At 70.3% G+C, this 22,686-nt stretch carries 26 protein-coding genes and 2 pseudogenes; 13 read left to right on the forward strand and 15 right to left on the reverse strand.

All coding sequences use genetic code 11. The features are described 5' to 3' along the window. The first annotated feature begins 135 nt into the window (after positions 1-135). Together paaK and ACIHFE_RS26065 are read left to right on the forward strand one after the other, a co-directional pair. Positions 136-1,455, forward strand: coding sequence for a phenylacetate--CoA ligase PaaK (gene paaK, locus ACIHFE_RS26060; RefSeq protein WP_400110169.1), 1,320 nt, complete (start codon positions 136-138; stop codon positions 1,453-1,455). Between the two features lie 82 nt (positions 1,456-1,537). After that, positions 1,538-3,943 carry a penicillin acylase family protein gene (locus ACIHFE_RS26065; RefSeq protein WP_400110171.1) on the forward strand — a complete coding sequence of 802 codons (2,406 nt, stop codon included), beginning with the start codon at positions 1,538-1,540 and terminating at the stop codon, positions 3,941-3,943. Between the two features lie 184 nt (positions 3,944-4,127). On the opposite strand, the gene ACIHFE_RS26070 is transcribed toward ACIHFE_RS26065, so the two are convergent. Next, complete coding sequence (locus ACIHFE_RS26070; RefSeq protein WP_400110173.1) at positions 4,128-5,234, reverse strand: NAD(P)H-dependent flavin oxidoreductase; 1,107 nt, start codon at positions 5,232-5,234, stop codon at positions 4,128-4,130. A 495-nt stretch (positions 5,235-5,729) separates the two neighbouring features. On the opposite strand from ACIHFE_RS26070, the gene ACIHFE_RS26075 reads away from it, so the two are divergent. The 3 genes from ACIHFE_RS26075 (at position 5,730) to ACIHFE_RS26085 (ending at position 7,500) form a co-directional block, all read left to right on the forward strand. Beyond that, positions 5,730-6,653: a hypothetical protein gene (locus tag ACIHFE_RS26075; protein WP_400110174.1), complete on the forward strand. Its 924-nt coding sequence runs from the start codon at positions 5,730-5,732 to the stop codon at positions 6,651-6,653. Between the two features lie 69 nt (positions 6,654-6,722). Then, complete coding sequence (locus tag ACIHFE_RS26080; RefSeq protein WP_400110175.1) at positions 6,723-6,884, forward strand: hypothetical protein; 162 nt, start codon at positions 6,723-6,725, stop codon at positions 6,882-6,884. Between the two features lie 19 nt (positions 6,885-6,903). Beyond that, positions 6,904-7,500: a nucleoside deaminase gene (locus ACIHFE_RS26085; RefSeq protein WP_400110176.1), complete on the forward strand. Its 597-nt coding sequence runs from the start codon at positions 6,904-6,906 to the stop codon at positions 7,498-7,500. Between the two features lie 91 nt (positions 7,501-7,591). Here ACIHFE_RS26085 and ACIHFE_RS26090 read toward each other — a convergent pair whose 3' ends face one another. After that, complete coding sequence (locus ACIHFE_RS26090; protein WP_400110178.1) at positions 7,592-8,482, reverse strand: alpha/beta fold hydrolase; 891 nt, start codon at positions 8,480-8,482, stop codon at positions 7,592-7,594. A gap of 81 nt (positions 8,483-8,563) precedes the next feature. On the opposite strand from ACIHFE_RS26090, the gene ACIHFE_RS26095 reads away from it, so the two are divergent. Further along, a complete protein-coding gene (locus ACIHFE_RS26095; RefSeq protein ID WP_400110179.1) occupies positions 8,564-9,160 on the forward strand; it encodes a CGNR zinc finger domain-containing protein in 597 nt (198 codons plus the stop codon). Between the two features lie 509 nt (positions 9,161-9,669). On the opposite strand, the gene ACIHFE_RS26100 is transcribed toward ACIHFE_RS26095, so the two are convergent. Continuing rightward, entirely contained in the window at positions 9,670-10,098 is a 429-nt protein-coding gene (locus tag ACIHFE_RS26100; RefSeq protein ID WP_400110180.1) for a CBS domain-containing protein, read from the reverse strand. A gap of 1 nt (position 10,099) precedes the next feature. Between ACIHFE_RS26100 and ACIHFE_RS26105 the strand changes: the two genes are divergently transcribed. Both ACIHFE_RS26105 and ACIHFE_RS26110 read left to right on the forward strand, forming a co-directional pair. Then, on the forward strand, positions 10,100-10,255 hold the full coding sequence (locus ACIHFE_RS26105; RefSeq protein WP_400110181.1) for a hypothetical protein: 156 nt from the start codon (positions 10,100-10,102) through the stop codon (positions 10,253-10,255). A 145-nt stretch (positions 10,256-10,400) separates the two neighbouring features. Continuing rightward, entirely contained in the window at positions 10,401-10,802 is a 402-nt protein-coding gene (locus ACIHFE_RS26110) for a DUF5994 family protein (protein ID WP_400110182.1), read from the forward strand. A gap of 533 nt (positions 10,803-11,335) precedes the next feature. Here the strand turns inward: ACIHFE_RS26110 and ACIHFE_RS26115 are convergent. From ACIHFE_RS26115 to ACIHFE_RS26135, 5 genes are all read right to left on the reverse strand, one after another. Then, a complete protein-coding gene (locus ACIHFE_RS26115) occupies positions 11,336-11,581 on the reverse strand; it encodes a hypothetical protein (RefSeq protein WP_400110183.1) in 246 nt (81 codons plus the stop codon). 55 nt (positions 11,582-11,636) lie between these two features. Next, entirely contained in the window at positions 11,637-12,128 is a 492-nt protein-coding gene (locus ACIHFE_RS26120) for a DUF5994 family protein (RefSeq protein ID WP_400110184.1), read from the reverse strand. A 129-nt stretch (positions 12,129-12,257) separates the two neighbouring features. After that, positions 12,258-13,466 carry a PP2C family protein-serine/threonine phosphatase gene (locus ACIHFE_RS26125; RefSeq protein ID WP_400110185.1) on the reverse strand — a complete coding sequence of 403 codons (1,209 nt, stop codon included), beginning with the start codon at positions 13,464-13,466 and terminating at the stop codon, positions 12,258-12,260. Positions 13,467-13,902: 436 nt separating this feature from the next. Beyond that, positions 13,903-14,304: a DNA-binding protein gene (locus tag ACIHFE_RS26130; RefSeq protein WP_400110186.1), complete on the reverse strand. Its 402-nt coding sequence runs from the start codon at positions 14,302-14,304 to the stop codon at positions 13,903-13,905. Further along, positions 14,301-14,549: a hypothetical protein gene (locus tag ACIHFE_RS26135; protein WP_400110187.1), complete on the reverse strand. Its 249-nt coding sequence runs from the start codon at positions 14,547-14,549 to the stop codon at positions 14,301-14,303. The genes ACIHFE_RS26130 and ACIHFE_RS26135 overlap by 4 nt, the downstream gene beginning before the upstream one ends. 204 nt (positions 14,550-14,753) lie before the next feature. Between ACIHFE_RS26135 and ACIHFE_RS26140 the strand changes: the two genes are divergently transcribed. Further along, on the forward strand, positions 14,754-14,924 hold the full coding sequence (locus tag ACIHFE_RS26140; RefSeq protein WP_400110188.1) for a hypothetical protein: 171 nt from the start codon (positions 14,754-14,756) through the stop codon (positions 14,922-14,924). Positions 14,925-15,072: 148 nt separating this feature from the next. Here the strand turns inward: ACIHFE_RS26140 and ACIHFE_RS26145 are convergent, their stop codons facing one another. From ACIHFE_RS26145 to ACIHFE_RS26160, 4 genes are all read right to left on the reverse strand, one after another. Further along, positions 15,073-15,975 carry a hypothetical protein gene (locus ACIHFE_RS26145; protein WP_400110189.1) on the reverse strand — a complete coding sequence of 301 codons (903 nt, stop codon included), beginning with the start codon at positions 15,973-15,975 and terminating at the stop codon, positions 15,073-15,075. 47 nt (positions 15,976-16,022) lie between these two features. Further along, positions 16,023-16,226, reverse strand: coding sequence for a hypothetical protein (locus tag ACIHFE_RS26150; RefSeq protein WP_400110190.1), 204 nt, complete (start codon positions 16,224-16,226; stop codon positions 16,023-16,025). Between the two features lie 509 nt (positions 16,227-16,735). Beyond that, on the reverse strand, positions 16,736-17,587 hold the full coding sequence (locus ACIHFE_RS26155) for a helix-turn-helix domain-containing protein (protein WP_400110191.1): 852 nt from the start codon (positions 17,585-17,587) through the stop codon (positions 16,736-16,738). 11 nt (positions 17,588-17,598) lie between these two features. Continuing rightward, on the reverse strand, positions 17,599-18,168 hold the full coding sequence (locus ACIHFE_RS26160) for a TetR/AcrR family transcriptional regulator (protein ID WP_400110192.1): 570 nt from the start codon (positions 18,166-18,168) through the stop codon (positions 17,599-17,601). An 89-nt stretch (positions 18,169-18,257) separates the two neighbouring features. Here ACIHFE_RS26160 and ACIHFE_RS26165 point away from each other — a divergent pair. Beyond that, positions 18,258-18,479 (forward strand): annotated as a pseudogene (locus ACIHFE_RS26165) (MBL fold metallo-hydrolase); the annotation flags it as partial. Positions 18,480-18,626: 147 nt separating this feature from the next. On the opposite strand, the gene ACIHFE_RS26170 reads toward ACIHFE_RS26165, so the two are convergent. Beyond that, the gene (locus ACIHFE_RS26170) at positions 18,627-19,112 is read right to left on the reverse strand and encodes a carboxymuconolactone decarboxylase family protein (RefSeq protein ID WP_400110194.1); all 486 of its coding nucleotides are present in this window, start codon (positions 19,110-19,112) and stop codon (positions 18,627-18,629) included. 200 nt (positions 19,113-19,312) lie between these two features. Between ACIHFE_RS26170 and ACIHFE_RS26175 the strand changes: the two genes are divergently transcribed. After that, positions 19,313-20,203: an RNA polymerase sigma-70 factor gene (locus ACIHFE_RS26175; protein ID WP_400110211.1), complete on the forward strand. Its 891-nt coding sequence runs from the start codon at positions 19,313-19,315 to the stop codon at positions 20,201-20,203. On the opposite strand, the gene ACIHFE_RS26180 is transcribed toward ACIHFE_RS26175, so the two are convergent. Further along, positions 20,130-20,705: an ATP-binding protein gene (locus ACIHFE_RS26180; RefSeq protein ID WP_400110196.1), complete on the reverse strand. Its 576-nt coding sequence runs from the start codon at positions 20,703-20,705 to the stop codon at positions 20,130-20,132. The genes ACIHFE_RS26175 and ACIHFE_RS26180 overlap by 74 nt on opposite strands. A gap of 143 nt (positions 20,706-20,848) precedes the next feature. Between ACIHFE_RS26180 and ACIHFE_RS26185 the strand changes: the two genes are divergently transcribed. Both ACIHFE_RS26185 and ACIHFE_RS26190 read left to right on the forward strand, forming a co-directional pair. Further along, positions 20,849-21,700, forward strand: a complete 852-nt coding sequence (locus tag ACIHFE_RS26185; protein WP_400110198.1) for a helix-turn-helix domain-containing protein — start codon at positions 20,849-20,851, stop codon at positions 21,698-21,700. Next, positions 21,697-21,897 (forward strand): DUF397 domain-containing protein, encoded by a 201-nt coding sequence (locus ACIHFE_RS26190; RefSeq protein ID WP_400110200.1) that lies wholly within the window; start codon positions 21,697-21,699, stop codon positions 21,895-21,897. The genes ACIHFE_RS26185 and ACIHFE_RS26190 overlap by 4 nt, the downstream gene beginning before the upstream one ends. Positions 21,898-21,976: 79 nt before the next feature. Here the strand turns inward: ACIHFE_RS26190 and ACIHFE_RS26195 are convergent. Further along, positions 21,977-22,571, reverse strand: a pseudogene (locus tag ACIHFE_RS26195) (NmrA family transcriptional regulator); the annotation flags it as partial. Positions 22,572-22,686: the final 115 nt, after the last annotated feature.

A 22,686-nucleotide genomic window follows, 5' to 3' on the forward strand; every position in this document is an offset into this window, starting at 1 on the left:
CATTGCGGCGAATCGCGGCAACCGGGTTCCAGCCCTTGACGCCCGCCGCGCCCCCTGATTACTTGATCGGAGCAAAACTACCGAATGATCGGTTGGTCAGCTGGCGGGCAGCGACAGGAAAGCCGGTGGTGTGCCATGGCGGAGAACGCGGGAATCCAGCCCGACGCGGCGGAGCTGATGAACCCGGAGGAGCTGGCGGCGCTCCAACTACGCAGGCTGCGCGCCACCTTGCGGCACGCCTATGAGCAGGTACCGCACTACCGGCAGGCCTTTGACGCGGCAGGGGTGCACCCGGCGGACTGCCGCGCCCTCGCCGATCTCGCCCGGTTCCCCCTCACCACCAAGGACGATCTGCGCCGGCAGTATCCCTATGGAATGTTCGCGGTGCCCAGGGAACGGATCCGACGCATCCATGCCTCCAGCGGCACCACCGGGGAACCGACCGTGGTCGGCTACACCCAGGGCGATCTGGACACCTGGGCGGAGCTGGTGGCCCGGGCCATCCGGGCGGCGGGCGGGCGGCCGGGGGACATGGTGCATGTGGCCTACGGCTACGGCCTGTTCACCGGCGGGCTGGGCGCGCACTACGGGGCCGAGCGGCTCGGCTGCACGGTGATCCCCGCCTCCGGTGGCATGACGTCCCGTCAGGTACGGCTGATCCGCGACCTCGGACCGCAGATCATCATGGTGACCCCCTCCTATATGCTCACCCTCCTCGATGAGTTCGAGCGGCAGGGCATCGACCCGCGCACCACTTCCCTGCGGACCGGGATCTTCGGCGCCGAACCCTGGACGGACGCCATGCGTACCGAGATCGAGGAACGCTTCGGCATCGACGCGGTGGACATCTATGGACTGTCGGAGGTCATGGGCCCGGGCGTGGCCCAGGAGTATGTCCGCACCAAGGACGGGCTCCATGTCTTCGAGGACCATTTCCTGCCCGAGATCGTGGACCCGGTCACCGGCGAGCCACAACCCGAGGGCAGCCCGGGCGAGTTGGTGCTCACCACCCTCACCCGGCAGGCCATGCCCGTCATCCGCTACCGCACCCGCGATCTGACCCGGCTGCTGCCCGGCACCGCCGGGGCCTTCCGCCGGCTGGCGAAGATCACCGGACGGAGCGATGACCTGGTCATCCTGCGCGGGGTCAATCTCTTCCCGGCGCAGATCGAGGAGCTGGTACTCCAAGTGCCGGGCCTGGCACCGCACTTCCAGCTGCGGCTGACCCGGCACGGCAGGCTGGACCGGCTGACGGTACGGGCCGAGACACGTCCCGGGGTGACCCGGGAGCAGCGTGCCGCCGCCCCGGAGGAGCTGGCCCGCCGGATCAAGGACGGGATCGGGGTATCGGTTTCGGTCGACCTGGTGGAACCGGGGACGCTGGAGCGCTCGGTGGGCAAAATCAAGCGCATCGTCGATGAGCGGAGGGAGCCTGAGCCGAAGGAGAGGAATTAGCGCGGGCGCGGCAACCTCCGCGCCATCCGGCGAGTCCTTCCCCACGCACCTCCGCTTCCTCAACCAGAAGACGGGAGTTACCGTGCGCTTACGCAACCGGTTACGTGCCGTGGCCATCGGCGGGCTGGCGCTGCTCAGCGGCGCCACCGCACTGCCGGGCTCGGCCACCGCCGCCACCGACCGCGCCGACCGCCCCTCCGGAGGCGGGCTGTCGGCCGTCATCCGCTACACCGAGTACGGCATTCCACACATCACCGCCAGGGACTACGCCGGACTGGGCTTCGGCAATGGCTGGGCCCAGGCCGCCGACCAGGTATGTGTCCTGGCCGATGGGTTTGTCACCCTGCGCGGGGAGCGCTCGCGCTACTTCGGCCCCGGTGCCGCGCCGGACGGCTCCCTGTCCAGCGCCACCAGCAACCTCTCCAGCGATCTGTTCTTCCGCAGCGTCAATAACTCCAGGACGGTGGAACGGCTGCTGGCCCAGCCGGCCCCAGCCGGTCCCAGCCACCAGGCCAAGGAGCTGATGCGCGGCTGGGCGGCGGGCTACAACGCCTGGCTGAGACAGCACCGGACCGACGATCCAGCCTGCCGGGGCGCGGCCTGGGTGCGTCCGGTCACCGCCACCGAGGTGGCCCGGCTCGGCTATGCCGTGGTCACCCTGGGCGGCCAGGGCGGGCTGACGGACCAGATCACCGCTGCCCGGCCGCCGGGCACCACCGACCGCCCGGCCGCCACGGCCGATCCGGCCGGGGCCGCCCGCGCCTTCTTCGCCCGGGACGGCGCGGACCTGGGCTCCAACGCGGTCGCCTTCTCCGGCGCGGTCACCGCCAGCCGGCGCGGCCTGCTGCTGGGCAATCCGCACTACCCCTGGCACGGTGGCCGCCGCTTCTGGCAGTCCCAGCTGACCATCCCCGGCGAGCTGGATGTGGCCGGTGGTGCCCTGCTGGGCTCCCCCATCGTGGATGTCGGTCACAACGGCCGGGTGGCCTGGAGCCATACCGTCTCCACCGGCGTGCCGATCAGCCTCTACGAGCTGAAGACCGCGCCGGACGACCCCAGGTCGTACCTGGTGGACGGCAAGCCGGAGCGGATGACCGAGCGCAAGGTCACCGTCCCGGTACGCGGCAAGGACGGGCACCTGGGCACGGTGAGCCGCTCGCTGTGGTGGACCCGCTACGGTCCGGTGGTCAACGGCCTGGGCGATGACCTCACTCTGCCCTGGACCAGGAACACCGTCTATGTGCTGAACGACCCCAATGCCGCCCAGCTGCGCTTTATGGACACCGAGTTGGGCTTCGCCAGGGCCCGTGACACGGCCGGCATCGAGCGGGCACTGCGCCGTACCCAGGGCACCCCCTGGGTGAACACCATCGCCGCCGACGCCGACGGGCACAGCCTCTACACCCAGTCCCAGGTGCTGCCCCGGATCACCGACGCGCTGGCCGGGCGCTGTTCCACCGCGCTGGGCCGCACCACCTATCCGGCCACCGGCCTGGCGGTGTTGGACGGCTCACGCTCCGGCTGCCGGCCCGGCCGGGACGCCGATGCCCTGCAGCCCGGGATCTTCGGCCCGTCCGCCATGCCCACGCTGCGGGACGCGCCCTATGCCGAGAACTCCAACAACAGCCCCTGGCTGGCCAACGCGGATCACCCGCTGACCGGTTACCCCAAGGTCTTCGGGGACATCGCCACCCCGCGCGGCCTGCGCACCCGAGGCGCCGTCGAGGATGTCTCCGCCATGGCCGGGCGTGGCAAGCTGACCGTGGCGGACCTGCAGCGGCAGCAGTTCACCAACCGGGCCCCCGCGGGCGCGCTGGCCGCCGAGGACACCGCCCGGGCCTGCGACCGGCTGCCGGGCGGCCGGGCAACCGGCAGTGCCGGCAAGGCGGTTGACATTTCGGCCGCCTGCCCGGTCCTCGCCCACTGGGACCGTACGGTGAACACCGGCAGCAAGGGCGCGCTGCTCTTCGACCGCTTCTGGCGCCATCTGGGCAAGCCCAAGTGGCGGGTGCCCTTCTCGGCGGCCTCCCCGGTGACCACCCCGCGCTCACTGGACACCGGCACCCCCCGGTTCACCCGGGCGCTGGCCGACGCGGTCGCGGAGCTGCGCGGCGCGGGCATCGCCCTGGACGCACCGCTGGGCGAGCACCAGTTCGTGGTCCGCAACGGCAAGCACATCCCGGTTCCGGGCGGCGCGGACGCCCTGGGCATCTGGAATGTCGTCGCCGGCAACTGGGCGCCGGCCCAGGGCGGTTACCACGAGATTTCCTCCGGCTCCAGCTATATCCAGGCGGTCGGCTTCAACGGCGGCTCCTGCCCCACGGCCCGGACGCTGCTGACCTATTCCCAGTCCGCCAACCCCAACTCGCCGCACTACAGCGACCAGACCGAGCTGTTCTCCCAGGGCCGGATGGTGACCGAACGCTTCTGTGAGCGGGACATCCTGGCCTCGCCCCGGCTCAGGGTGGAGCGGGTGAGCGAAAGCTGAACGCGGGCGGCGCGCCGGCCGGCTGAGGGCATGGTGCGCCGTACCGTCGGCTGAGCGCCACCGCCCGGCGGCCGCGCACCTCCGCGACCGCCGGGCGCACTGCCCGGAGCGCGCCGAGGATGGCGACCTCACCGCGCATCCGGGAGCGGCCGTCCAGCCCCGGGTCCTGCACCTGCACCTGCACTCAACCCCCTTCCCCCGCCATCCGGTTGATCCGCCGTACCGCCCGCTCGAAGCCCGCCGTCAGCTCGTCGAAGACGGCCTGTACGCCGCGTACCGAGTCCATCCGTCCGACGATCTGGCCCACCGGGGTGCCGAGCAGTTCGGTCACCTCGTACTTCTGGATGCGGGAGAGCGCCTCGGCGACCAGCAGCCCCTGGAGCGGCATGGGCAGTGGTCCCGGGCCCGCCGGGTCGTCCCAGGCGTCGGTCCAGGCCGTGCGCAACTGGCGGGCCGGTTTGCCGGTCAGGGCCCGGGAGCGCACGGTGTCCCCGGAGCCGGCGGCCAGCAGCTTGGCGGTGAGCGCGGCCGAACGCAGTCCCGCCTCCTCGGTGGTGAGCCAGATCGAGCCCAGCCAGACGCCTTCCGCGCCCAGCGCCAGTCCGGCGGCGATCTGTTCCCCGCTGCCGATGCCGCCGGCGGCCAGCACCGGGAGCGGGGCGACGGCCCGGACGATCTCCGGGGTGAGCACCATGGTGGCGATCTCCCCGGTGTGTCCGCCGGCCTCGTACCCCTGGGCCACCACCAGGTCGCACCCGGCCTCGGCGTGCCGTCGCGCATGCCGGGCGCTGCCGGCCAGTGCCGCGACCAACACCCCGTGCCGGTGGGCCCGTTCGATGACATCGGCGGGCGGGGAACCCAGCGCGTTGGCGAGCAGCCGGACCGGATAGTCGAAGACCACATCCAGCTGGGCGCGGGCCACTTCCTCCAGCCATCCGGTGATCCGCCAGGATCCGCCCTCCCCGTCCGGCAGTTCGGGGACGCCATAGCGGGCCAGGGTCTCCCGGACGAACCGGCGGTGCGCTGCCGGGATCATCGCCTCCACCTCGTCCTCGGTGGCCGCCTCGGCCCGTTTGGCGGGCATCACCACATCGACGCCATAGGGCATGCCGCCGGTGTGCTCCTGTATCCACTCGAGATCCCGGGCCAGCCGCCCGGGCGCCCGGTACCGCACCGCGCCCAGCACCCCGAACCCGCCCGCCCGGGAGATGGCGGCGGCCACCGCGGGAAACGGGGTGAAGCCGAACACGGCGTGCCGGATGCCGAGTTGATCGCTCAGGGAGGTCCGCATGGGCGGCAGGATGGCGCAGCGGAGCAAAGGAGGGAAGGTGCGGGCCCGCTACACGGGCGGTAAGGCATCCGGCGGGAGGACCGGTGTCCCGCCCTGGTGCTCCTTCCCACAGGGCGGGTCGTTCCGGCAGAAGAACCCCCGCCCCTGGCAGGCAGGGCACTTGTGCGGTGCCATCATCTCGCTGCCCTCGCCGGACATTCCCACAGAGCGCGTGGGGACGTCATACATTCCCCTGCCCCGGCACCCCTTGCACAGGTGGTGCGGACCCGGGCAGCGGGGCTCAGTCATGGCCGCCCGCCTCCGTCACCGGAGGGGCATTGCCGGTTGGCCAGGACAGGAACCTCATCTCCATGCTGGCGATGATGCTCTGCCGGTACTCGGCGCGTCCGCGGTTCCCCGCGTTTGGCCCAGGGGACCCGAAGGGTGCCGCCAGGCCGTCACCGTCCCGGAGTGATCTGGTAGTACATCGGTCCGGTAAGGAAGGACCAGTTCAGAATGAATCTTCTGCTCGAACGCCTGCGGTTTCTGTCCGGACGGCAGCGACTTTTGGCCGCAGGCATGGCCGCCACCGCCGCTGTGGGCGCCGTGGCGGCCCCGATCGCGTTCCCGGCGCGGGTCTGGTACGCCACCCCGTTCCTGGGCGCGGTACTGACCCTGGCGGCGAACCGCCTCGCACGACCGTGGTTCGAGGGGCTCCCGGCGACCTGGCGCTGGCGCCTGACCTCGCTTCCGGTCGTGGTCATCGGTGTGCTCTTCATCACCGTGGCCATGGTCGCGGTGACCTGCACCGGGACGGCCGACCAGACCCTTGCGGCCGGCTCGCTCTTTGTGGTCTGGATGTTCAACTTTGCCGGCGGCGGCCTGGCCGAGCCGACCGACTTCCCGCTGCACCGGCTGCGCGGCCGTCTGGTGCGCGCGGCCTGCGCCAGGGTCTTCGCCCTGTGGTGCGGCCTGGCCGGGCTGCTGTTGCTCACTTCCTCCAGCCATGCGGCGCACACCTACCGGCCGTCCCTGTTCACCGCGACCATGACGCTCCTGGTGGCCGGTACAGCGGCCTCGTTGAAGATCTTCGCCCGGGTACGGAAGCTGTCGACCGAGCTCCACCGGCGCGCTCAGGACCTGATCCGTTCCCTGGAGGAGCTCCGGGACGCCGCCGAACCGGCCGGCAGGTGCGGTATGCAGGCGGGCGCCCGCCGCTCCTGGGACGCCCTGCACATCGTGCTGCGCAACCGCATAGAGACCGGGTTCCATCTCCAGGGCACCTTTGTGCTGCCGGCCTCGGCGATAAGGGGACTGGAGGCAACCGTCATGGCCGCGATCGACGCCCCGGCCTTCGACGCCGCCCGCCACCGGGTGGCGCTCTCCCGGCTCCGGGTGATCCGGGCGGCGTGCGGCGGCCATATCGACACCCTGGTCTAGGCGGCCGCCGGTTCGCCGGGCACGATGAACGATCCATCGCTCAGGGAACGCGCAGAGAGGGAATCCACCATGGATCACGGGGTGCTGGGCGTCAGCATGATGGATGTGACCGACGGCCGGGACGCCACCGACGTCACCTTCGCCTCGGCTGCGGTGACCCTCCGGGTGAACCGCGTGCCGTACTGTGCGCCGCGCGGCCGCGGAAGTGAAGGCGGCCGGGGGCCTGCGTGATGCATACGAGGAGAAGCAAATGAACTTCGACAGACGCCAGTTCCTCGGTGGGCTGGCCGGAACAGTGGTGACGGGAGCCGCGGCACCCCGGACGAACACTCCGGCGGCCCCGGACCCGGACCCCGGCACCGACCATGACCGGTTTATGCGGATGGCCATGGAGCAGGCCCGGAGCAACCCCGCCTACCCCTTCGGCGCGGTGATCGTGGACACCCGGACCGGCGAGGTGCTGGCAAGCGGGGTCAATGCCACATGGCACAACCCGGCACTGCACGGTGAGATGGCCGCCATGAACGACTATGTGCGTCGGCATGGCAACCATGGCTGGGCCGGTACCACCCTCTACACCACGGGCGAACCCTGCTCGATGTGTATGAGCGCGATGGTCTGGGCGGATCTGCGACGCGTCGTCTGGGGAAGCTCGATCGAGGAGATCCGCCGCACTGGGATAGGTCAAATCGCCCTGTCCGCACAGGAGGTGGCCGCCTCCGCCCGGTCCGTCTACACTCCGGATCTGCTCCTGGGCGGCGTGCTGGCAGACCGCACGGACCGGCTCTTCCGGGACGCGCAACGACTGCGCCGGAGAACTTCCGGCACCCACCTGTCCCGCCGGTGACGGACCGAGGACCCACCTCGCTCCTCAGCCGACCACAAAGCCACTCGGCGACGTGGCCGACCCCAGCAGCCCACTCGGTTGACGCCGCCGCTCAGCGCCCCGTACTGCTCCATATCCGGTCCAGGAAGCCGGCGATCAGCGGTGCGATCTCCGGCAGCTTCTCCTCCAGTGCGAAGTGCCCGGTGTCAAACAAGTGCAGTGCGGCGTCCGGCAGATCCCGTAGATAGGCGCGGGCGCCGGCCTCGGTGAAGAACGGGTCGCCGGTGCCCCAGGTGATCAGCGTGGGCGGGGTGTGCTCACGCAGCCATGCCTGCCAGCCGGGGTAGGCGGCCACATTGCTCCGGTAGTCATAGGCCAGCGCCAGCTGCGCTTCCTTGCGGCCCGGCAGGTCGAGGAAGTACTGGTCCAGCAGCCAGCCATCCGGCGCTGTCAACTCCGGTTCGCTGCTGCCGCCCTGGTACTGGCCACGCGTCGCGGGAAGCGTCAGCAGTTCGCGGATGGTCTGCTCGGCGCCGGGGGTCTGCGGGGTGAGGGCGATGAACTCCCGTGCCGCCGGGGAGAGTCCCTCGGTGTAGGCGTTGCCGTTCTGGACGACCAGACCGGCGATCCACTCCGGGTGGCGCAGCGCCAGCCGGAAGCCGACCGGGGCGCCGAAATCGAAGACATACATGGCAAAGCGGGTCAGGCCCAGCGCCTGGACAAAGCCCTCGGTGATGTCGGCCAGCCGGTCGAAGGAGTAGCCGAAGTCCGGCGGCGTCTCGGTGTTGCCGAAGCCGGGGTAGTCGGGTGCGATCAGCCGGTAGCGCGCGCCCAGGACATCGATGAGCCGGCGGAACTGGTGCGAGCCGGAGGGGAATCCATGCAGCAGAAGCAGGACGGGGACGTCCGCCCGCTGCGGCTGGGAGTCACGGTAGAAGACCCGTACACCGTCGACGTCGACAAAGCGGTGCACAGTTCCGGGCAGCGTTGCGAGCGCCATCATCACATGCCTCCTATGGCCTTGGAGGCATTAGTTCTACGCCAGCCCACCTAATTGGTCAATGCTGTGAAGTAGCATTAGCCCATGACTGGCGACGACATCGAACCCCTGGTGGGCGAGCAGTTGGCCCTGGACCTGCTCAACACCCGCCCGGCCGGGCCGGAGGGCCGTCTGGATCTGCTGGCCGATCCGCAACGGCTGTCGCGCTGGCTGGATTTGCAGGGGGACCGGCTGGCCGGGACGGCCGCCGGGCGGAGGCCGGGGCCCGCCGACCTGGCACCGGTCCATGCCGTCCGGGAGCACACCGAGGCGGCGGTACGGGCGGCCCTGCGCGGCGCCCGCCCGCCGGCGGCCGCGCTGCGCGGCCTCAATGAGGCGCTGCGGGCGGCTCCTTGTGTGCGGGAGCTGCGCTGGGACGGCACAGCGGTGGCCGCCACCCCGCACCGGGCGGGCCGGCTGGGCGTCCAACTGGCCGCGGTGCTGGCGGAGGCGGCGGCGGACCTGCTGAGCGATCCCGGCTTCGCCAAGGTGAAGGAATGCGAGGCCGACGACTGCGTACTGCTGTTCCTGCCGGCGCACCCACGGCGCCGGTGGTGCGTATCGGCCAAGTGCGGCAACCGGGCCCGGGTGGCCCGCCATTACCGGCGGCAGCGGGAACGGACGCCCTACCCCGCCAAGTAGAGCTCATAACCTCCGCTCCCCCGGGCCCAGCACATATAGCGGCCCCCGGATGCCTTGCCCGCCCTGACGCACTCCGCCGCCGTGTCATAGGTACCCCCTTCACGCCAGAGCCCCCCCGGAGTCCGCCGAGGACGGCCGCCGGCCAGGCGCAGCGGCACCGCCGCCGCAGAGCAGTGCGGCGGTGAGGCCGGTGGCGGTGAGGCTTTGTCGAACCTGGGGCACGGTCACTCCTGTTGCTCAGTGGCGCGCTGACTCTCTGTCCGGGTGTGCGGCCGGTAGGACGCTATGCCGGAGTCCGGCGGGCATTCTTGAAGGAATGCGCACGCTTGGAAGGCGTGTTGGTGGCAACCCCTCACGAGTTCGAATCTCGTATCCTCCGCCTTTGCCCAGTAGGGCAGTTGAAGGCCCGGACCGCTGAGGCGGTCCGGGCCTTCGTCATGTCGTGGTCTCAGTTTCGGTCTCAGTCGGTCCGGCCGGTTCTCACCGAGCAGCGGGGAGCACCGACGGCTTCACGGAGTCGGGGCGGCGGTGAGCAGGCCGACGGCGCGGTCCGCGGTGAGTACGCCGAGGATGTGGCCGTCCTCGTCGACGACGGGCCAGACCGCCAGGTGCTTGGTCCGCATCGCGATCGCGGCCAGGGCCAGGGCCATGGTCGGCCAGGCGAACGGGCCGCGCTGGTGCGAGGTGGCGCTGATCGTGGTCCGCTCGGTGTACCAGGAGCGGGCCCGGAACGGGAGGTGCCCGGTACGGGTGACCAGTCCCTCGCACCGGCCGTCGTGGTCGCGGACGAGCAGGTACTCGATGTCGGCGCCGCGGAAGATGTCATTGGCCTGCTCGACGGTGTTGGAGTCGGCTATCTGGTAGTCGCAGGGGTCCATGGCGTCGGCGACCGTGAGGTCGTGGCCGGGCCGTACCGACTGCGGGGAGTGGGTGGTCACGGTGTTCACCGTTCCCGTCTCCGGCTGTCCGCTGGGGGCCGCCGGGCTGTCCTTCACCCGGAACGAAGCCGGAACGGGTACCGGAATGCGGCATGCCCTGGATGTCTACGGCCCTACTCCCGTGGCGGGCGGCCCGGAGGAGACCGTTGCGGAGTAGCGTGGGAGACAACCGAGGACATTCCGCACACCGGCATCAGCGCCGACGTCGCCCTGGGTCGTGATGGGTCCCTCGTGGACCGGACGGGCGGCTTCGCATGATGCCGATTCCTTTCCCCATTTTTCCCTCTCCCGGGTCGTGGTCGGTGCCCGGCACCCCGCTGCTGCCGCGGCTGGAACTGGAGCCGACGATGTCGCGGAAGGGCGTCTTCGACGGCGCCTGGTGGCCCCGCTCGAACCACGTCCTTGCCGAACTGCCGGACCTGATCACCGCGCTCAGCGCGCACTTCGGGCGCATCGTCCGGGTCGGCCTCGACACCACGGCCTGGGATGGCGTGCCCCGGTCCGTCGCGGCGAACGGCCTGACAATCAGGATCAACTGGTTCGCCGGCAGCGATGCGACGATCAGCGTCACCCGGGGCTTCCAGGACCACTTCCTGCTGCTGGTGGTACCGCCCGGCACCGACCCGGTGACGGCCGCCTCGGCGATGGCCGGCGCCTCGGCGACCGGGAACCACACCCCGGCGGCAGAACTCCTGCTCGGCTGAGCGGTCCGGCACCGCCGCGTACCGAACCCGGCCGAAGTCTTCTCTGCCGGGCTGCACGGCGCTCCCGCCGTGCAGCCCGGCGTCATGGCCGCTCGTCCAGGCGGGCGGCCGCACCGGCGTCGACCGAGATGGAAGTCCGGGGGCGCGCGACATTCGAGAGCGGCCTGGGGCCATCGGCATCGTCCCCTTCCCAGAGGCGGATTCTTATCACCCGGGGGCCGGGAGCAGGCCGGGAGAGCGTGCGCACGAACACCTCCCGCAGGTGGTTGGCCGCCCGCTGGGGCGGCCCGTCGTACTCCAGCGGATTCTGGATGGGAGTGCCGTCCTGCCTGGACCAGTGGCCGTCGTCGTCCTGCGTCTCCAGAACCCGTCGTTAGTGCCGCATCCCGGCCTCCCGTGCTGACGATCCCGCCCCCGGACACGACGGTATGGGCGAGGCGGACCGGCCGCGACCGGTGGACTCCGCCCGGCTACCGCTGAGCAGCCGGGCAACCGCCGCCGACGGCCTGCGGTTCGCCCGGAACGGATCGCCGTCAGTACTCGGAGCCGCTTCGCAGGTGGGCGCCCACGACCTGGAGCCACGCCCCGGCGCTGAAGCACGCCTCGATCCGGTGCGGCGTGTCCTCGAAGACCCGCAGGACGCGCAGCGCGCCACTCGGATGCAGGTCGTACTCGAAGGTGGCCCCGTCGGCGGCGTCCTCGTACTGCAGGTCCAGCGGCCCCTTCGACGGCTCCGCCGGCGCCCGGGCGTCGGCCGAGAGTTTCACGTAGACGGACATCTCCGCGTCCCGCTTTTCCTGTCTGCCCGAGGAGCCCGGCCCACGAGGCCGCCCCTCAGGACGCTTCGGCCGGTGGCTCGGGACCGATGCCGGTGGCGATGAGGATCTGCCGTGCCGAGTCGGTTCCGCCAGCCTCGACCGCGCGGGCCATCGCGGCCAGGGCCGCCTCCTGGCTCGCCTGCGGGGGGACGACGAGCAGGCTGAAGTGATCGCGGTCGCCCCGCGTGATGATCACGGTGTCGTCGCCGACCGGGTACCGGTCGATGTGCACCGACCGGCCGTCGACGACCAGGCGGGCCGGGACGTCGTCCCACGCGTCCGCGTCCAGACCGACGCTCGCAATGGGGCCGATGTGCTCGGTCAACGCGCGGACCAGGCCGGGAAGTTCGGCGCTGATGTCCCGTGAATGTGGCCACCACGCGCCGTCGAGCGCACCTTCGCGTGATTGGGTGGTCTCCAGGCGCAACAGGACCGTCCCCGGCTTCGCGGCCTGCCGGAACCGGTCCGGCAGAAGCCCGTAGTGCGAAGCACTGGTTTCGTCCGACATGGCTCGCCACCTGTCCGCGGGCGCGGGCCGGGCCCGCTGAGCGAGGGCCGCCCCGATATCCCCACGGTACTCCGCCCGCGCCGGACCGATCCGGCCGCTCAGGAGAGCCGCGGCGGGGGCGCGGGTGTCTCAGCGCCACTCGATCAGGAACAGGGTCGCGTCGTCACTCGTACGACCGCCCCGCTTCTCCTTCAGGACGTGGGAGAGAGCGCGCACCACGGCCCGCACCCCGGCCTGCGAGCGCTCGACGCGGTTGACCCAGTCGATGAGCTGTTCCTCCCCGAACTGATCCCCGCCGGCCTCACGCTCCTCGACCAGGCCGTCGGTGAAGCACAGGACCCGGTCACCGCGCCGCAGCACCCGCTCGCTGATCACCGGCTGCTCGCCGCCGAACCCGACCGGCAGGGTGGTGGCGCTCTCCAGCCTCTCGACGACGACGTGGTCGCGGATCAGCAACGGCTGAGGATGACCGGCGTTGACCCACTGCAGGTGGCCGGTCCCGGCGTCCAGGCGCATCATCTGCGCGGTGACGAAGTGGTCCGGCCCGAACTGCTCGGCGATGGCCCGGTCCATGAACGCGTAGATCTCGGCCAGTCCGATGTCGGCGCGCCGGGCGTGCCGGTACGCGCCGATGGCCACGGTCGCCATGGTCGCGGCGTCCAGCCCGTGGCCCATCGCGTCGATCGTGGCCACGTGCAGGAGGTCGTCGTTGAGCGCGTAGTCGAAGCTGTCGCCAGCCACCTGGTAGGCGGGTTCGAGGATGCCGGCCACGGCGACCCGGGGAACAGTCATCGACAGCGGTGGCAGCAGCGACCACTGGATCTCCGCGGCCACGCTCATCGGTTCGAGGCGCCGGGCCTGGAAGATCCGGTCGGTGTAGCCGCTCTTGGTGATCAGCAGATCGGCGACCAGGGCGGCGAGGCGCCGCAGCAGCAGCCAGTCGTCGTCGTCATCGACGGCATCCAGTGTGAGGGCCAATACCCCCATCTCGTCGCCGCCGTCCAGCAACGGCAGGTACACCCGCACCCCGTCGGCCTGCGGTTCCTCGACGGGGACACCGCGCAGGAAGGCCGCACCCGCGGGGGAGCCGTCGATCGGCACCGGCTCCCCGTCGGCCAACCCCCGCCCCGGAAGCGGCGCCAGCATCACCTGGCCGTAGTCCTGCAGCAGGAGCGCCGGGTCACGGCCGCCGAACCCGCGCACCGCGTCGGCGACCAGCGGAGCGATCAGCTGGGGCGGCAGCTCGCGGGACTGATCGAGCAGCGCGCCCAGCAGGCGTTCGCCCTGCCCCTCCGACCGGTCCGGTCCCGCTGCGCCGGACGGCTGCTCACCGCGCATCCTTGACTCACCGCCGACCTGCTCCTGTCGCGGGCACTCGGCCCCGGCTTGATCAACCCCGCCAATCGGTGCAGTTCGCCGGGGGCAGGTCCTTCCATTACGCCCGACGGCAGTGCATTGCGCCCCCGGTCGCGCTCCTCCTCACGGTCGCCCGCCGGTACGACCGCCGGGCCGGGCGGAGCACAGCCTCCACCGTGGTTGCAGTTTCGGTTGCATTCAGCTCCGTCCGTTTGCCGTTCAGAGCTCTGACGACTGGACGCTCCGCCGCAGGTCAGGACACGTGTGGACCTTCCCGGACAATCGGACGAACATTTGGAAGGCGTGTTGGTGGCAACCCCTCACGAGTTCGAATCTACCCATCGCGGGCTGACCTGCGACGGCTCTGGCTTCTGCGGATCCACGCGGATCTGCCCATGGTCCTGGGACGATGTCGCGGTCATAGCCCGATCATCCGGACCTTGCTGCCGCACAGCCGGGCCATGTCATCGACATCCGACGTGAGGATGGCGACCGGTCCAGGCTGACGCAAGGCCGCTTCGGCGACGGTGGCGTCGATCGCGTACTTGTGTCCGTGCAGACCGGCGCCCTTGAGTAGTTGGGCCGCCACCTTGGCCGCCGCCTCCGTGATCGGCTCCACCTTGACCCTGGAGAGCGCCCATTGCAGTCGGGGCAGGTTCACCCTGGCGTGGCTCACCTCCACGATGGTGTTGGCGCTGACGACAAGGTCCGCTCCCATGTCGTGGAACACCTGGAACATCGCCAGAACCTTCCGGTCCTGCGCCAACCAGGCCGACAGCCCCTCACTGTCCAGGACGACGGTCTCAATGTGCCCGCTCACGCGGCGCTCGCGCCGCCGGCGGCCGACGTCGCACCGAAGATCCGTGCCCGCGCCTCGGCCAGCTCTTCCTCACTGAAGGCCCCGTGCTCGTCTGCGTGGCTGCGCAGGTCGGCCCCCAGGAGCTGGTGCCGGATCTGCCTGGCGACCGCTTCGGCCACATAGCCGGAGATGTTGTCCGTGATCTTCTTGAGCTCCGCCACCTGCTCGGTGGGGAGTGTCACCGTGATGCGTGTGGTGTCAGCCATAGCTACAAGCATACTGCGGTATGCGCGCTACGTGCTGCCTTTCCCCCGCAGTCGGTCCGGTCAGCGGCAGTCGGGGCGAGCGGGGGATCAGCTGGGCAGTTGTACGACGCGCCAGTTCAGCGAGCCCAGTAGCGGTATGCCTCGATCCATTGCCAGCCCTTCGGGCGCGGGTTCCGGCAGCGGCAGATCCAGAATTCCTGCCTGGTGAGCCCGCCCGCCTTGGGTGGCTGCTGCTGTGGAAGCCGGCGTCTGGGCCCGGACGCCCGCTGGTACCCCTACCTCCAGGACGACGACGGCGAATGGTGGCCCGCGGCACCGGCCGACAGCGACCCGGTCACCGCGCTCACCGCGGTCTGGTCGCAGAACGGGGAGTAAGGAGGCGACTCCCCGCTGACCGCTGGACCGCAGGTCAGGACGTTCCCGAACGCCCCAGAACTCCCAGACGAATTTGGAAGGCGTGTTGGGGGTAATCCCTCCCCGGGCTTCGGCCGCCGCCCCGAGGCAGCAGTGGCACCCGGCGGGCTCACTGATGTCGCAGCAGGGTGGGCAGCGGTCGGTCAACTGCCTGCGCGGCGGGCCGTGTGAGATGCAGGGCGGTGTGGAAGTGGCCGTCGGTCTCCTTGCCGCGGGGGTCGTCGCCGGCCTCGGACACCGCGGCGATGGCGTATTGCTGTTCGCCGGCGTCGGTGAAGCGTCTCTGTGGGTAGGTGCGGGATGTGTCCTTCTCCGTGGTCAGGCCCAACAGGGCCAGTCCGTCGGCGATGTGCTGGTAGGAGACGGTACGCAGGACGAAGGCGGCCACCCATGGCGGCTCCCGCCTGCCGTCCAGCAGCGGGCGGAAGGTGCGGGCGGACAGAAAGCTCGCCCCGCCTGTCACGGTGATCAGTCGGATGCCGCGAGTGGCCCGGTACAACGCCGGGCTGGGCGGGGCGGCTTCCAGGTTCTCGGCGAACCCCGCAGCGAGCAGACCGGCCGCGCGGCCGTAGGCGATGGCCGGCGCGGCGATGTCAAGGCCGATGACGGGTACGGCATCCGGACGGCGGCGCGCCGCGTAGTACTCGCGGTCCGACTCGATCAGCTCGGCGGTCGTCAGGCGGGCCACCTGCGGTGAGGTATAGCGGTCGTACAACTCCCCCAGCGTTACATGGTGGTTGAGCAAGGCCGCGTTGATGCCATACGAGCAGCAGATGTCCAGGACCATCGGCTGTGGCCCGCCGTCCTGGTCTGCCGGGCGCTTGGGGAGTTCGGGAAAGCCGGCAAGGGGCAGGAGGTGGCGGAAGACACTCTGGGCGTGGTGAGGTGTCTGATACTCCAGTGTCCCCAGAGTGCCGAAGTACGACCGCGGGTCCGGGCGACGGTAGATGTCGTCGAAGCGGGTCATCTGCGTGGGCGAACCCGATGTGTGCTGGTTCCGAGCCATGGCCATCAGGGTGCCTCCTTATGCGGATGAGGCAGGCATAGCGCACTGTGCCGTCAGCTGGGAAGGCCGCCGGGGTCTGCAGCGCGATGGCTGTGAAGCCGTCCGGCGTCTCGCCGGAGCGAGGCGACAATGTCCCGGGCGTGGGTGTCCCAGTGGGTGTACAGCGAGCGGGCGGTCTCGGCGCAGAACATAAACCGCACCAGGTTCCGCTCGCGGTACGGCAGCGCGTCGAAGTCGGTGAGCAGCGCACGTGCCATCTGGTGGGACGCGAGGACGTCCAGTCGCCGCCCCAGCACCAGGGCGGGACAAGGAGGTCGCCGATTTCGGCATTCATGTCACCGCCGTCGAGCCGGGCGGTTTCCGGACCGACTGATCCGGCCGCTCGATGATCCGCGCACCCCGTGTGATCGCCGACTACGACGAGCTGTTCGCGCCGCCGCGCGCCCGGCGCGTCGACGGCAGCGGGCACCAGCCGGGCGACCCGGACGAGGCCGCGGCCGCAGTGCTGCGACGCGTGGCGGCCAGCCAGCCGCCGGCGCGCCTGCTGCTCGGCACCGACACGCTTCGGCTCGTCCAGGCCGGACGTGACGCCTTCGAGCGCGACATGCCGGCATCGGCCAAGCTGTCGGCCTCCACCGACTTCGACGACGACAGCCGGTCCGCCCGACGTCACTCGCTGCCGGGCCCCGGCGCGGGGCCTCGACGGCGGCCGTCCTCACCAAGCCGGCCCGCTGTTGGTCCACCACAGCCGGAGCTGCGCCGGCCCCTACGGCCCGGTAAGCACCTCACAGGCCGCAGCCCGCTCGGTATCCCGTGGCCGCAGGCTGCGCGGCGTACGGCCGGCGAACGCCCGTACCTCGCGGGTGAGATGGGCTTGGTCGGAGTAGCCGCAGACGGCGGCCACGGTGGCCAGGGCGGGCTGCCGGGTCTCGTCGGTGATCAGCCGGAATGCCTTGTGGAAGCGGAGGATACGGGCGGCGGCCTTCGGCGTGACCCCTATCTGTTCCCGGAACAGCTCTTCCAGCCGCCGTCTGCCCAGTCCGGAGGCGTCGGCCAGCGAGGAGACCAGGATCTGCCCGGAGGTTTCCGCCAGCCGCTGCCAGGCGCGCAGGACGGCCTCCGACGGGGCGGGGCCCGCCGCGAGGAGGCCGGGCAGCAGCCGGTCCAGCAGGTCGAAACGGTCGGACCAGCACGGTGCCGAAGCGAGCTGATCGGCGAGCCGCCGCTCCTGGCGCCGGTCCAGGGTCCGGTCCAACGGCACCTGGGTGCTGACCAGTTCGCGCATCGGCAGATCCAGCAGCGAGAAGGCGCCGCAGGGCGTGAGCCGGATGCCGATGCCGTAGTGGGTGCCGGAGAGTTCGACATCGACCGGCTTGTCCATGACTCCGAAGACCGGTGACGGCGCCGTGCGTTCGGCTCCCCCGGGCGTATGGACGCTCCGGATGGCTTCGTCGAAGTCGATGGTGATGGTGGGTGCCGCACTCGCGACGACAAGCCGGCGCAGTGGTGTGCGCATCCGCAGGTCCAGGCCGGCATAGCCCAGGACATACCCGGTGAGCCGGGGATGCGCGGCCCGCGCCGCCACCACCTCGGTCAGCCCCCGGTAACTGCCGAGCATCTGGCCCTCATTCACGGCTTTCTTCCGGTGCCGAGGAGGTCCGCCACCAGCCGGCGGGCGTATCCGGCGTCAAGTCCGGCCGGACGGAAGAGGATGCGGTACATCATCGGGGCGACGACCCGGTCCATGACCGTCTCCACCCCGGGTGCGTCCTCCCGGCGGTCGGCCGCGCGGGCGAGGATGGCCGCGACCTGCTCCGCGGCATAGGCGGAGCACTGGCCGGCGTTGCTGCCGTCCGGGTCGCCGAGCAGGGCGTCGCGGGTGTAGGCGCGGCCCGCCGGGGAGGCCATCTCGTCCAGGAACTGCTCGGCCCAGGCCGTCAGGTCCGAGGACAGGTCCCCGATGTCCTTGGGCGCGGTGTCGGGGCGCAGGCGTTCCACCGCCACATCCGACAGCAGTTCCCGCAGATCGCCCCAGCGGCGGTAGATCGTCGACGGGGTGACTCCGGCCCGCTTGGCGACCAGCGGCACGGTCAGGGCGTCCCGGCCCAGCTCTGCCTCGAGTTCGCGTACGGCGGTGTGCACCGATGCCTGGACCCGGGCACTGCGCCCACCGGGACGCGCCATCTCTCTGCGACTCATACCATCCACCTTAAAGCAAAATCATTGCTTTAGAGCTGGGCGGGACCTATGATTTCGACGAGGTCCCCCTGCCGCCCGCGACCGGACCCGGTGACTGCGTCCACCACCCCGTCCAGCTCGCCCACCCGGCCATCGGCAGCTGCGTCGACACCGGCCCCGAACAGGCCGAGGCCACCCGCCGTGCCCCGCTCGCCTCGCCGGCCGGTACGGAGACCCTGCTGCTCGGCACCCACTTCCCGCCGCCCACCGCCGGCCGGGTGCGCGGCCACGACGGCGCGTACCAGTTGACGCCCGTCCCGCCGGTCGGCTGACCTCCCTCAGGCCGGGCGGGCCGGACAGCCACCCGGAGGATCGCTCCGGTGCATACGACGCATCGGAAACCGGCGTGGGGCGCCACCGGACATGCGCGAGCCCGGCCCGGACCAAATGATCCGAGCCGGGCCGGATTTGTCCGCCGGTCAGTTCAACGCGGCGGCGAACATACCGGGTTCATAGGAACCGCCCCGCTGGTGCACGATCACGGCGACCCGGTTGGCCGCGTTGATCAGGGCGACCAAGCAGACCAGCGCGGCGAGCTGGTCGTCGTCGTAGTGCTCGCGTGCCTGGGCCCAGGTCTCGTCGGACACGCCCTGGCAGGCGTCGGCGAGCCGGGTGCCCTCCTCGGCGAGCGCCAGCGCGGCCCGCTCGGCCTCGGTGAACACGGTGGACTCGCGCCAGGCGGCGACCAGGTGGAGCCGGACCGCGGATTCACCGGCGGCCGCGGCTTCCTTGGCGTGCATATCGATGCACCAGCCACAGCCGTTGATCTGGCTGGCGCGCAGCGACACCAGCTCCTGGGTGGACTTCGGCAACGGCGACTGCTGGAGCACCAGGCCCGCATTGGCGAACCGCTTGAAGAACTTGGCGGCGATGTCGTTCTCGAACATGTTGAAACGGGTGTCCATGGTTTTCTCGCCCTCACTTGTGGTGTCGCGTTGTACGAACACCAGATGCCGGCGCCCCGCGCCTTGTGACGGGACGGCCATGTGACGTGTGCCACGACCGCCGGCCGTCACAAAGCCGCGCTGACCGGCGTCTTGTGCGCGTGACAGCATCAGGAGCGAACAAGCGGGAGCAGCCGGTGAACAGTGAGCGCGCACAGGACATGGAACGCACGGACCCCGCCACTGAGACCTTTCTCGCCCACCGCAACCTGCTGTTCACCGTCGCCTACGAGATGCTCGGCTCGGCCGCCGACGCCGAGGACGTCCTCCAGGAGACCTGGCTGCGGTGGGCGGGCGTCGACCTCGGCGCGGTACGGGATCAGCGGGCGTACCTGGTCCGGATCACCACCCGCCAGGCGCTGAGCCGGCTGCGTACGCTCGGCCGCCGTAAGGAGTCCTATGTCGGCCCCTGGTTGCCGGCGCCGCTGCTGACCGCCCCGGATGTGGCCGAGGACGTCGAGCTGGCCGACAGCGTCTCCATGGCCATGCTGCTGGTGCTGGAGACGCTCACGCCGACCGAACGGGCGGTGTTTGTGCTGCGCGAGGTATTCGACCTCGGATACGAGGAAATCGCCGAAGCCGTCGACAAGAGCCCGGCCGCGGTCCGTCAGATCGCGCACCGGGCACGGTCACATGTCGCGGCGCGCCGGCCGCGCGGGGCCGTTACCCCGACCGAGACCCGGAACGCACTCAACGCGTTCCAGCGGGCGGCCGAAACAGGCGATATCCAGGGCCTGTTGGACATCCTCGCCCCGGATGTCGTCTTCCTGGGCGACGGCGGCGGAATCAAACAGGCCGTCCCGCGCCCCATCGTGGGGGCCGACAAGGTGGGCCGCCTGCTGGCCGTCGGGCTGAGCAAGCTTTCCGCCATGGGATCGCCGTTGCGGCCGGCACAGGTCAACGGCTATCCCGCACTGGTTCTCCGGGTGGACGGCGCGCTGGACACCGTGGTGGCGTTGCGCATCGACGACGGCCTCATCACCGGTCTGTACGCCGTGCGCAATCCCGAGAAGCTGTCGCATATGGAACGGGAGACGGCGCTGCGCCGCTGAGCGTGTCATGCGCCTGGCGCTGGTGGCGCCCCATGGTGACGATCCACTCCTCGGCCGCTTCACGGTCGCCCGCCTCCGCCGACCGGCGGTAGCCCGCCTTGATCTCGGCGCACCGGGTGCACCGGGCGCCGAGCAGGCAGCGAACTTCCTTGCCGCCGCCCGTCGTTGGCACCACTTGCCAGCGCTGGCGGGTGAGCTCGTCGATCAGGGCCAGGCCACGGCCCGCCGTACTCCGGGAGTTGACGGGTCTGCGCACCGGCAGCGCGGGCGAGGCGTCCTGGACATAAATGTGCAGGGTAGCTTCCTCGCGGCGCATCAGCAGTGCGCACCACCGGTCGGGGACATGGTCAACGACGTTGGTGAGCAACTCGTTGACGATCGTCAGGGCGTCATCGGCCGGCCCCCACCCCCAACGGTCCAGCTGCGCCCGGGCGATGCGGCGCACGCTGGACAGTTCGGCCGGTCCCAGGACCAGTTCCAGGGCGAACCGGTGGTCTGCCATGTCCCCTCCGTTGTTTCGGCAACGGGGGCGATCCTGGGGCCCGGAACATCACTTAGGCAAGTATTCCCGGCAGATGCTTCACTATCGAGTGAATCGGAGCGCAAGCGGCACGGAGTCGGTTACGTTCGGCCATCATGCGGGCCATGGCTCAGAGCGACATGCCGACCATGCGGAGCAAGCGGCTCGGCAATGAACTCCGGCGACTGCGCCTCGCCAACGACCTCAAGGTCTCGCAGGTCGCGGAGCTGCTGGAGTGTGGGCAGCCGAAGATCTCGCAGATCGAGAACGGGAAGCGGGGGATTCGGCAGATCGATTTGACGTTGCTGCTCAATCGGTACGGGGTTGATGATGAGGTGTATCGGCGGAGTCTGAAGCAGTTGGCTCGGGATATCCACAAGGTGGATTGGTGGTCTTCGCAGGGGCCGTTGCTGCGCGACACGTTGCGCGACTACCTGACACTGGAAGCCGATTCGGAGCAGATGCGGAACTTTGAGCCTGCACTGGTGCCGGGTTTGCTCCAGACCGAGGACTACATGCGGCAGGTGATCCGTGATTCCGCGCCCAAGGAGAACATCGAGGCTCTCGTCGCGACGCGGCTCAAGCGGCGCCACCTTCTGGAACAAGAGGATTTCAGGCTTCGCGTCATCGTGGACGAGGTCGGGCTGCACCGAATCCCGGGCGCTGGCGCCTTGGCAGCGGAGCAGCTCCAGCACATCCGGAGCATGGCGGCTCTACCCAACGTCACACTCCAAGTACTTCCGGTCCAAGCCAAGTTGCCGGTCAACCAGCTGTTGCCGTTCGTGCTCTTCACGTTTCGCGGTGAACCGTCCATCGACGTGGCATGGTTGGAGCACATGACCGGTGGTACGTTGCTTGAACAACGGCGGGACGTGCAGGTTTACAGCAGGATGTGGGATGAGTTGACAGCGGCCGCGCTGTCACCGTCCGAATCCCGGCGGCTGATCACGAAACTCATCAAGGACACCGGAGCATGAAAGCCTCACGGCCCAAGGAGCCGGACTGGCACATAAGCAGCCATAGCGGCCAGGACAACAACTGCGTGGAACACGCCACCCTCCCCACCGGCCACCACGCCATACGCGACACCAAAGACCCGGCCCGCCGGACAACCCTCATCTTCCACCCCGCCCCCTGGCGGCACTTCCTGAGCCACCTGGGGGGCGCCCCGTAAGGGGCGCGGGGAACTGCGCGACCAGCCACCGACGGCCCGCACGTGAAACGCGCCCCGACCGGCTATCAAAGGCGGGCGCTCACCCCTGGACCGCCGGCTTGAGAACCCGCTCGCACCACTCACGGAAACGCGTCGGACTCTCCGTCTGCGGGGTGCGCCGTACCCCCTCGTCCAGGCCGTCATTCTTGGCCCGCATCATGTCCAGGTAGCCCTGCACAAGCGCCTCCCCTATGCCGCGTCCGGCGAGTTCGGTGCGGAATTCCTCGAGTGTCCGCCGCTGGTAGCGGACCGGGCGGCCGAGTACCTCGGACATGGTGCGCGCCAGGTCGTTCGGCGAAAGGTCTTCGGGGCCCAGCACCGGAACTTCGCCGGTCCCCGTCCAAGAGCGGTCGAGCAGCAGGCCGGCGGCGGCCGCGGCGATGTCCCGGGTGGCGGCCATCGGTGTCTTGTGGTCGGCGGCGCCGGTGCCGGTGAACACGCCGTCGTCGCGGAGGGAAGTCACCTGCCACAGCAGGTTGTCGCTGAACGTCGGGTTGGCGAGCGCCCGGTAGGCCACGCCCGTACTGGCGATGAGGTCGTCCATGGCCAGCGATGACGTCACATGCCCGGCACGGCCGGCGACGGGGGTGGCCCCGGCCGAGCGCGGAGACGCCGACGACGTGTCCGACTCCATGGGTCTTGACGTGCTCCCTGACCTAAAGTCCAGGGATTCCGGCCTGGGTCGTCTGACCCTTCCGGGGGCTTCCTGCTTCACCGCGCTGTGCGGGCACGGGTGCCCGTCTTACCGGC

It is taken from the genome of Streptomyces sp. NPDC052396 (genome assembly GCF_044593195.1).
In the GTDB taxonomy this organism is placed as follows: Bacteria; Actinomycetota; Actinomycetes; order Streptomycetales; family Streptomycetaceae; genus Streptomyces.

Bases quoted from the DNA above. Each gene is read 5' to 3' on its own strand.
- ACIHFE_RS26115 (WP_400110183.1), bottom strand. From the start codon at position 11,581: ATGTCCGTCTACGTGAAACTCTCGGCCGACGCCCGGGCGCCGGCGGAG.
- ACIHFE_RS26075 (WP_400110174.1), top strand. From the start codon at position 5,730: ATGAATCTTCTGCTCGAACGCCTGCGGTTTCTGTCCGGACGGCAGCGA.
- ACIHFE_RS26175 (WP_400110211.1), top strand. From the start codon at position 19,313: ATGGAACGCACGGACCCCGCCACTGAGACCTTTCTCGCCCACCGCAAC.
- ACIHFE_RS26135 (WP_400110187.1), bottom strand. From the start codon at position 14,549: ATGGCTGACACCACACGCATCACGGTGACACTCCCCACCGAGCAGGTG.
- ACIHFE_RS26085 (WP_400110176.1), top strand. From the start codon at position 6,904: ATGAACTTCGACAGACGCCAGTTCCTCGGTGGGCTGGCCGGAACAGTG.
- ACIHFE_RS26190 (WP_400110200.1), top strand. From the start codon at position 21,697: ATGAAAGCCTCACGGCCCAAGGAGCCGGACTGGCACATAAGCAGCCAT.
- ACIHFE_RS26145 (WP_400110189.1), bottom strand. From the start codon at position 15,975: ATGGCCATGGCTCGGAACCAGCACACATCGGGTTCGCCCACGCAGATG.
- ACIHFE_RS26070 (WP_400110173.1), bottom strand. From the start codon at position 5,234: ATGCGGACCTCCCTGAGCGATCAACTCGGCATCCGGCACGCCGTGTTC.
- paaK (WP_400110169.1), top strand. From the start codon at position 136: ATGGCGGAGAACGCGGGAATCCAGCCCGACGCGGCGGAGCTGATGAAC.
- ACIHFE_RS26150 (WP_400110190.1), bottom strand. From the start codon at position 16,226: ATGGCACGTGCGCTGCTCACCGACTTCGACGCGCTGCCGTACCGCGAG.
- ACIHFE_RS26120 (WP_400110184.1), bottom strand. From the start codon at position 12,128: ATGTCGGACGAAACCAGTGCTTCGCACTACGGGCTTCTGCCGGACCGG.
- ACIHFE_RS26155 (WP_400110191.1), bottom strand. From the start codon at position 17,587: ATGCTCGGCAGTTACCGGGGGCTGACCGAGGTGGTGGCGGCGCGGGCC.
- ACIHFE_RS26180 (WP_400110196.1), bottom strand. From the start codon at position 20,705: ATGGCAGACCACCGGTTCGCCCTGGAACTGGTCCTGGGACCGGCCGAA.
- ACIHFE_RS26095 (WP_400110179.1), top strand. From the start codon at position 8,564: ATGACTGGCGACGACATCGAACCCCTGGTGGGCGAGCAGTTGGCCCTG.
- ACIHFE_RS26090 (WP_400110178.1), bottom strand. From the start codon at position 8,482: ATGATGGCGCTCGCAACGCTGCCCGGAACTGTGCACCGCTTTGTCGAC.
- ACIHFE_RS26160 (WP_400110192.1), bottom strand. From the start codon at position 18,168: ATGAGTCGCAGAGAGATGGCGCGTCCCGGTGGGCGCAGTGCCCGGGTC.
- ACIHFE_RS26125 (WP_400110185.1), bottom strand. From the start codon at position 13,466: ATGCGCGGTGAGCAGCCGTCCGGCGCAGCGGGACCGGACCGGTCGGAG.
- ACIHFE_RS26170 (WP_400110194.1), bottom strand. From the start codon at position 19,112: ATGGACACCCGTTTCAACATGTTCGAGAACGACATCGCCGCCAAGTTC.
- ACIHFE_RS26080 (WP_400110175.1), top strand. From the start codon at position 6,723: ATGGATCACGGGGTGCTGGGCGTCAGCATGATGGATGTGACCGACGGC.
- ACIHFE_RS26185 (WP_400110198.1), top strand. From the start codon at position 20,849: ATGGCTCAGAGCGACATGCCGACCATGCGGAGCAAGCGGCTCGGCAAT.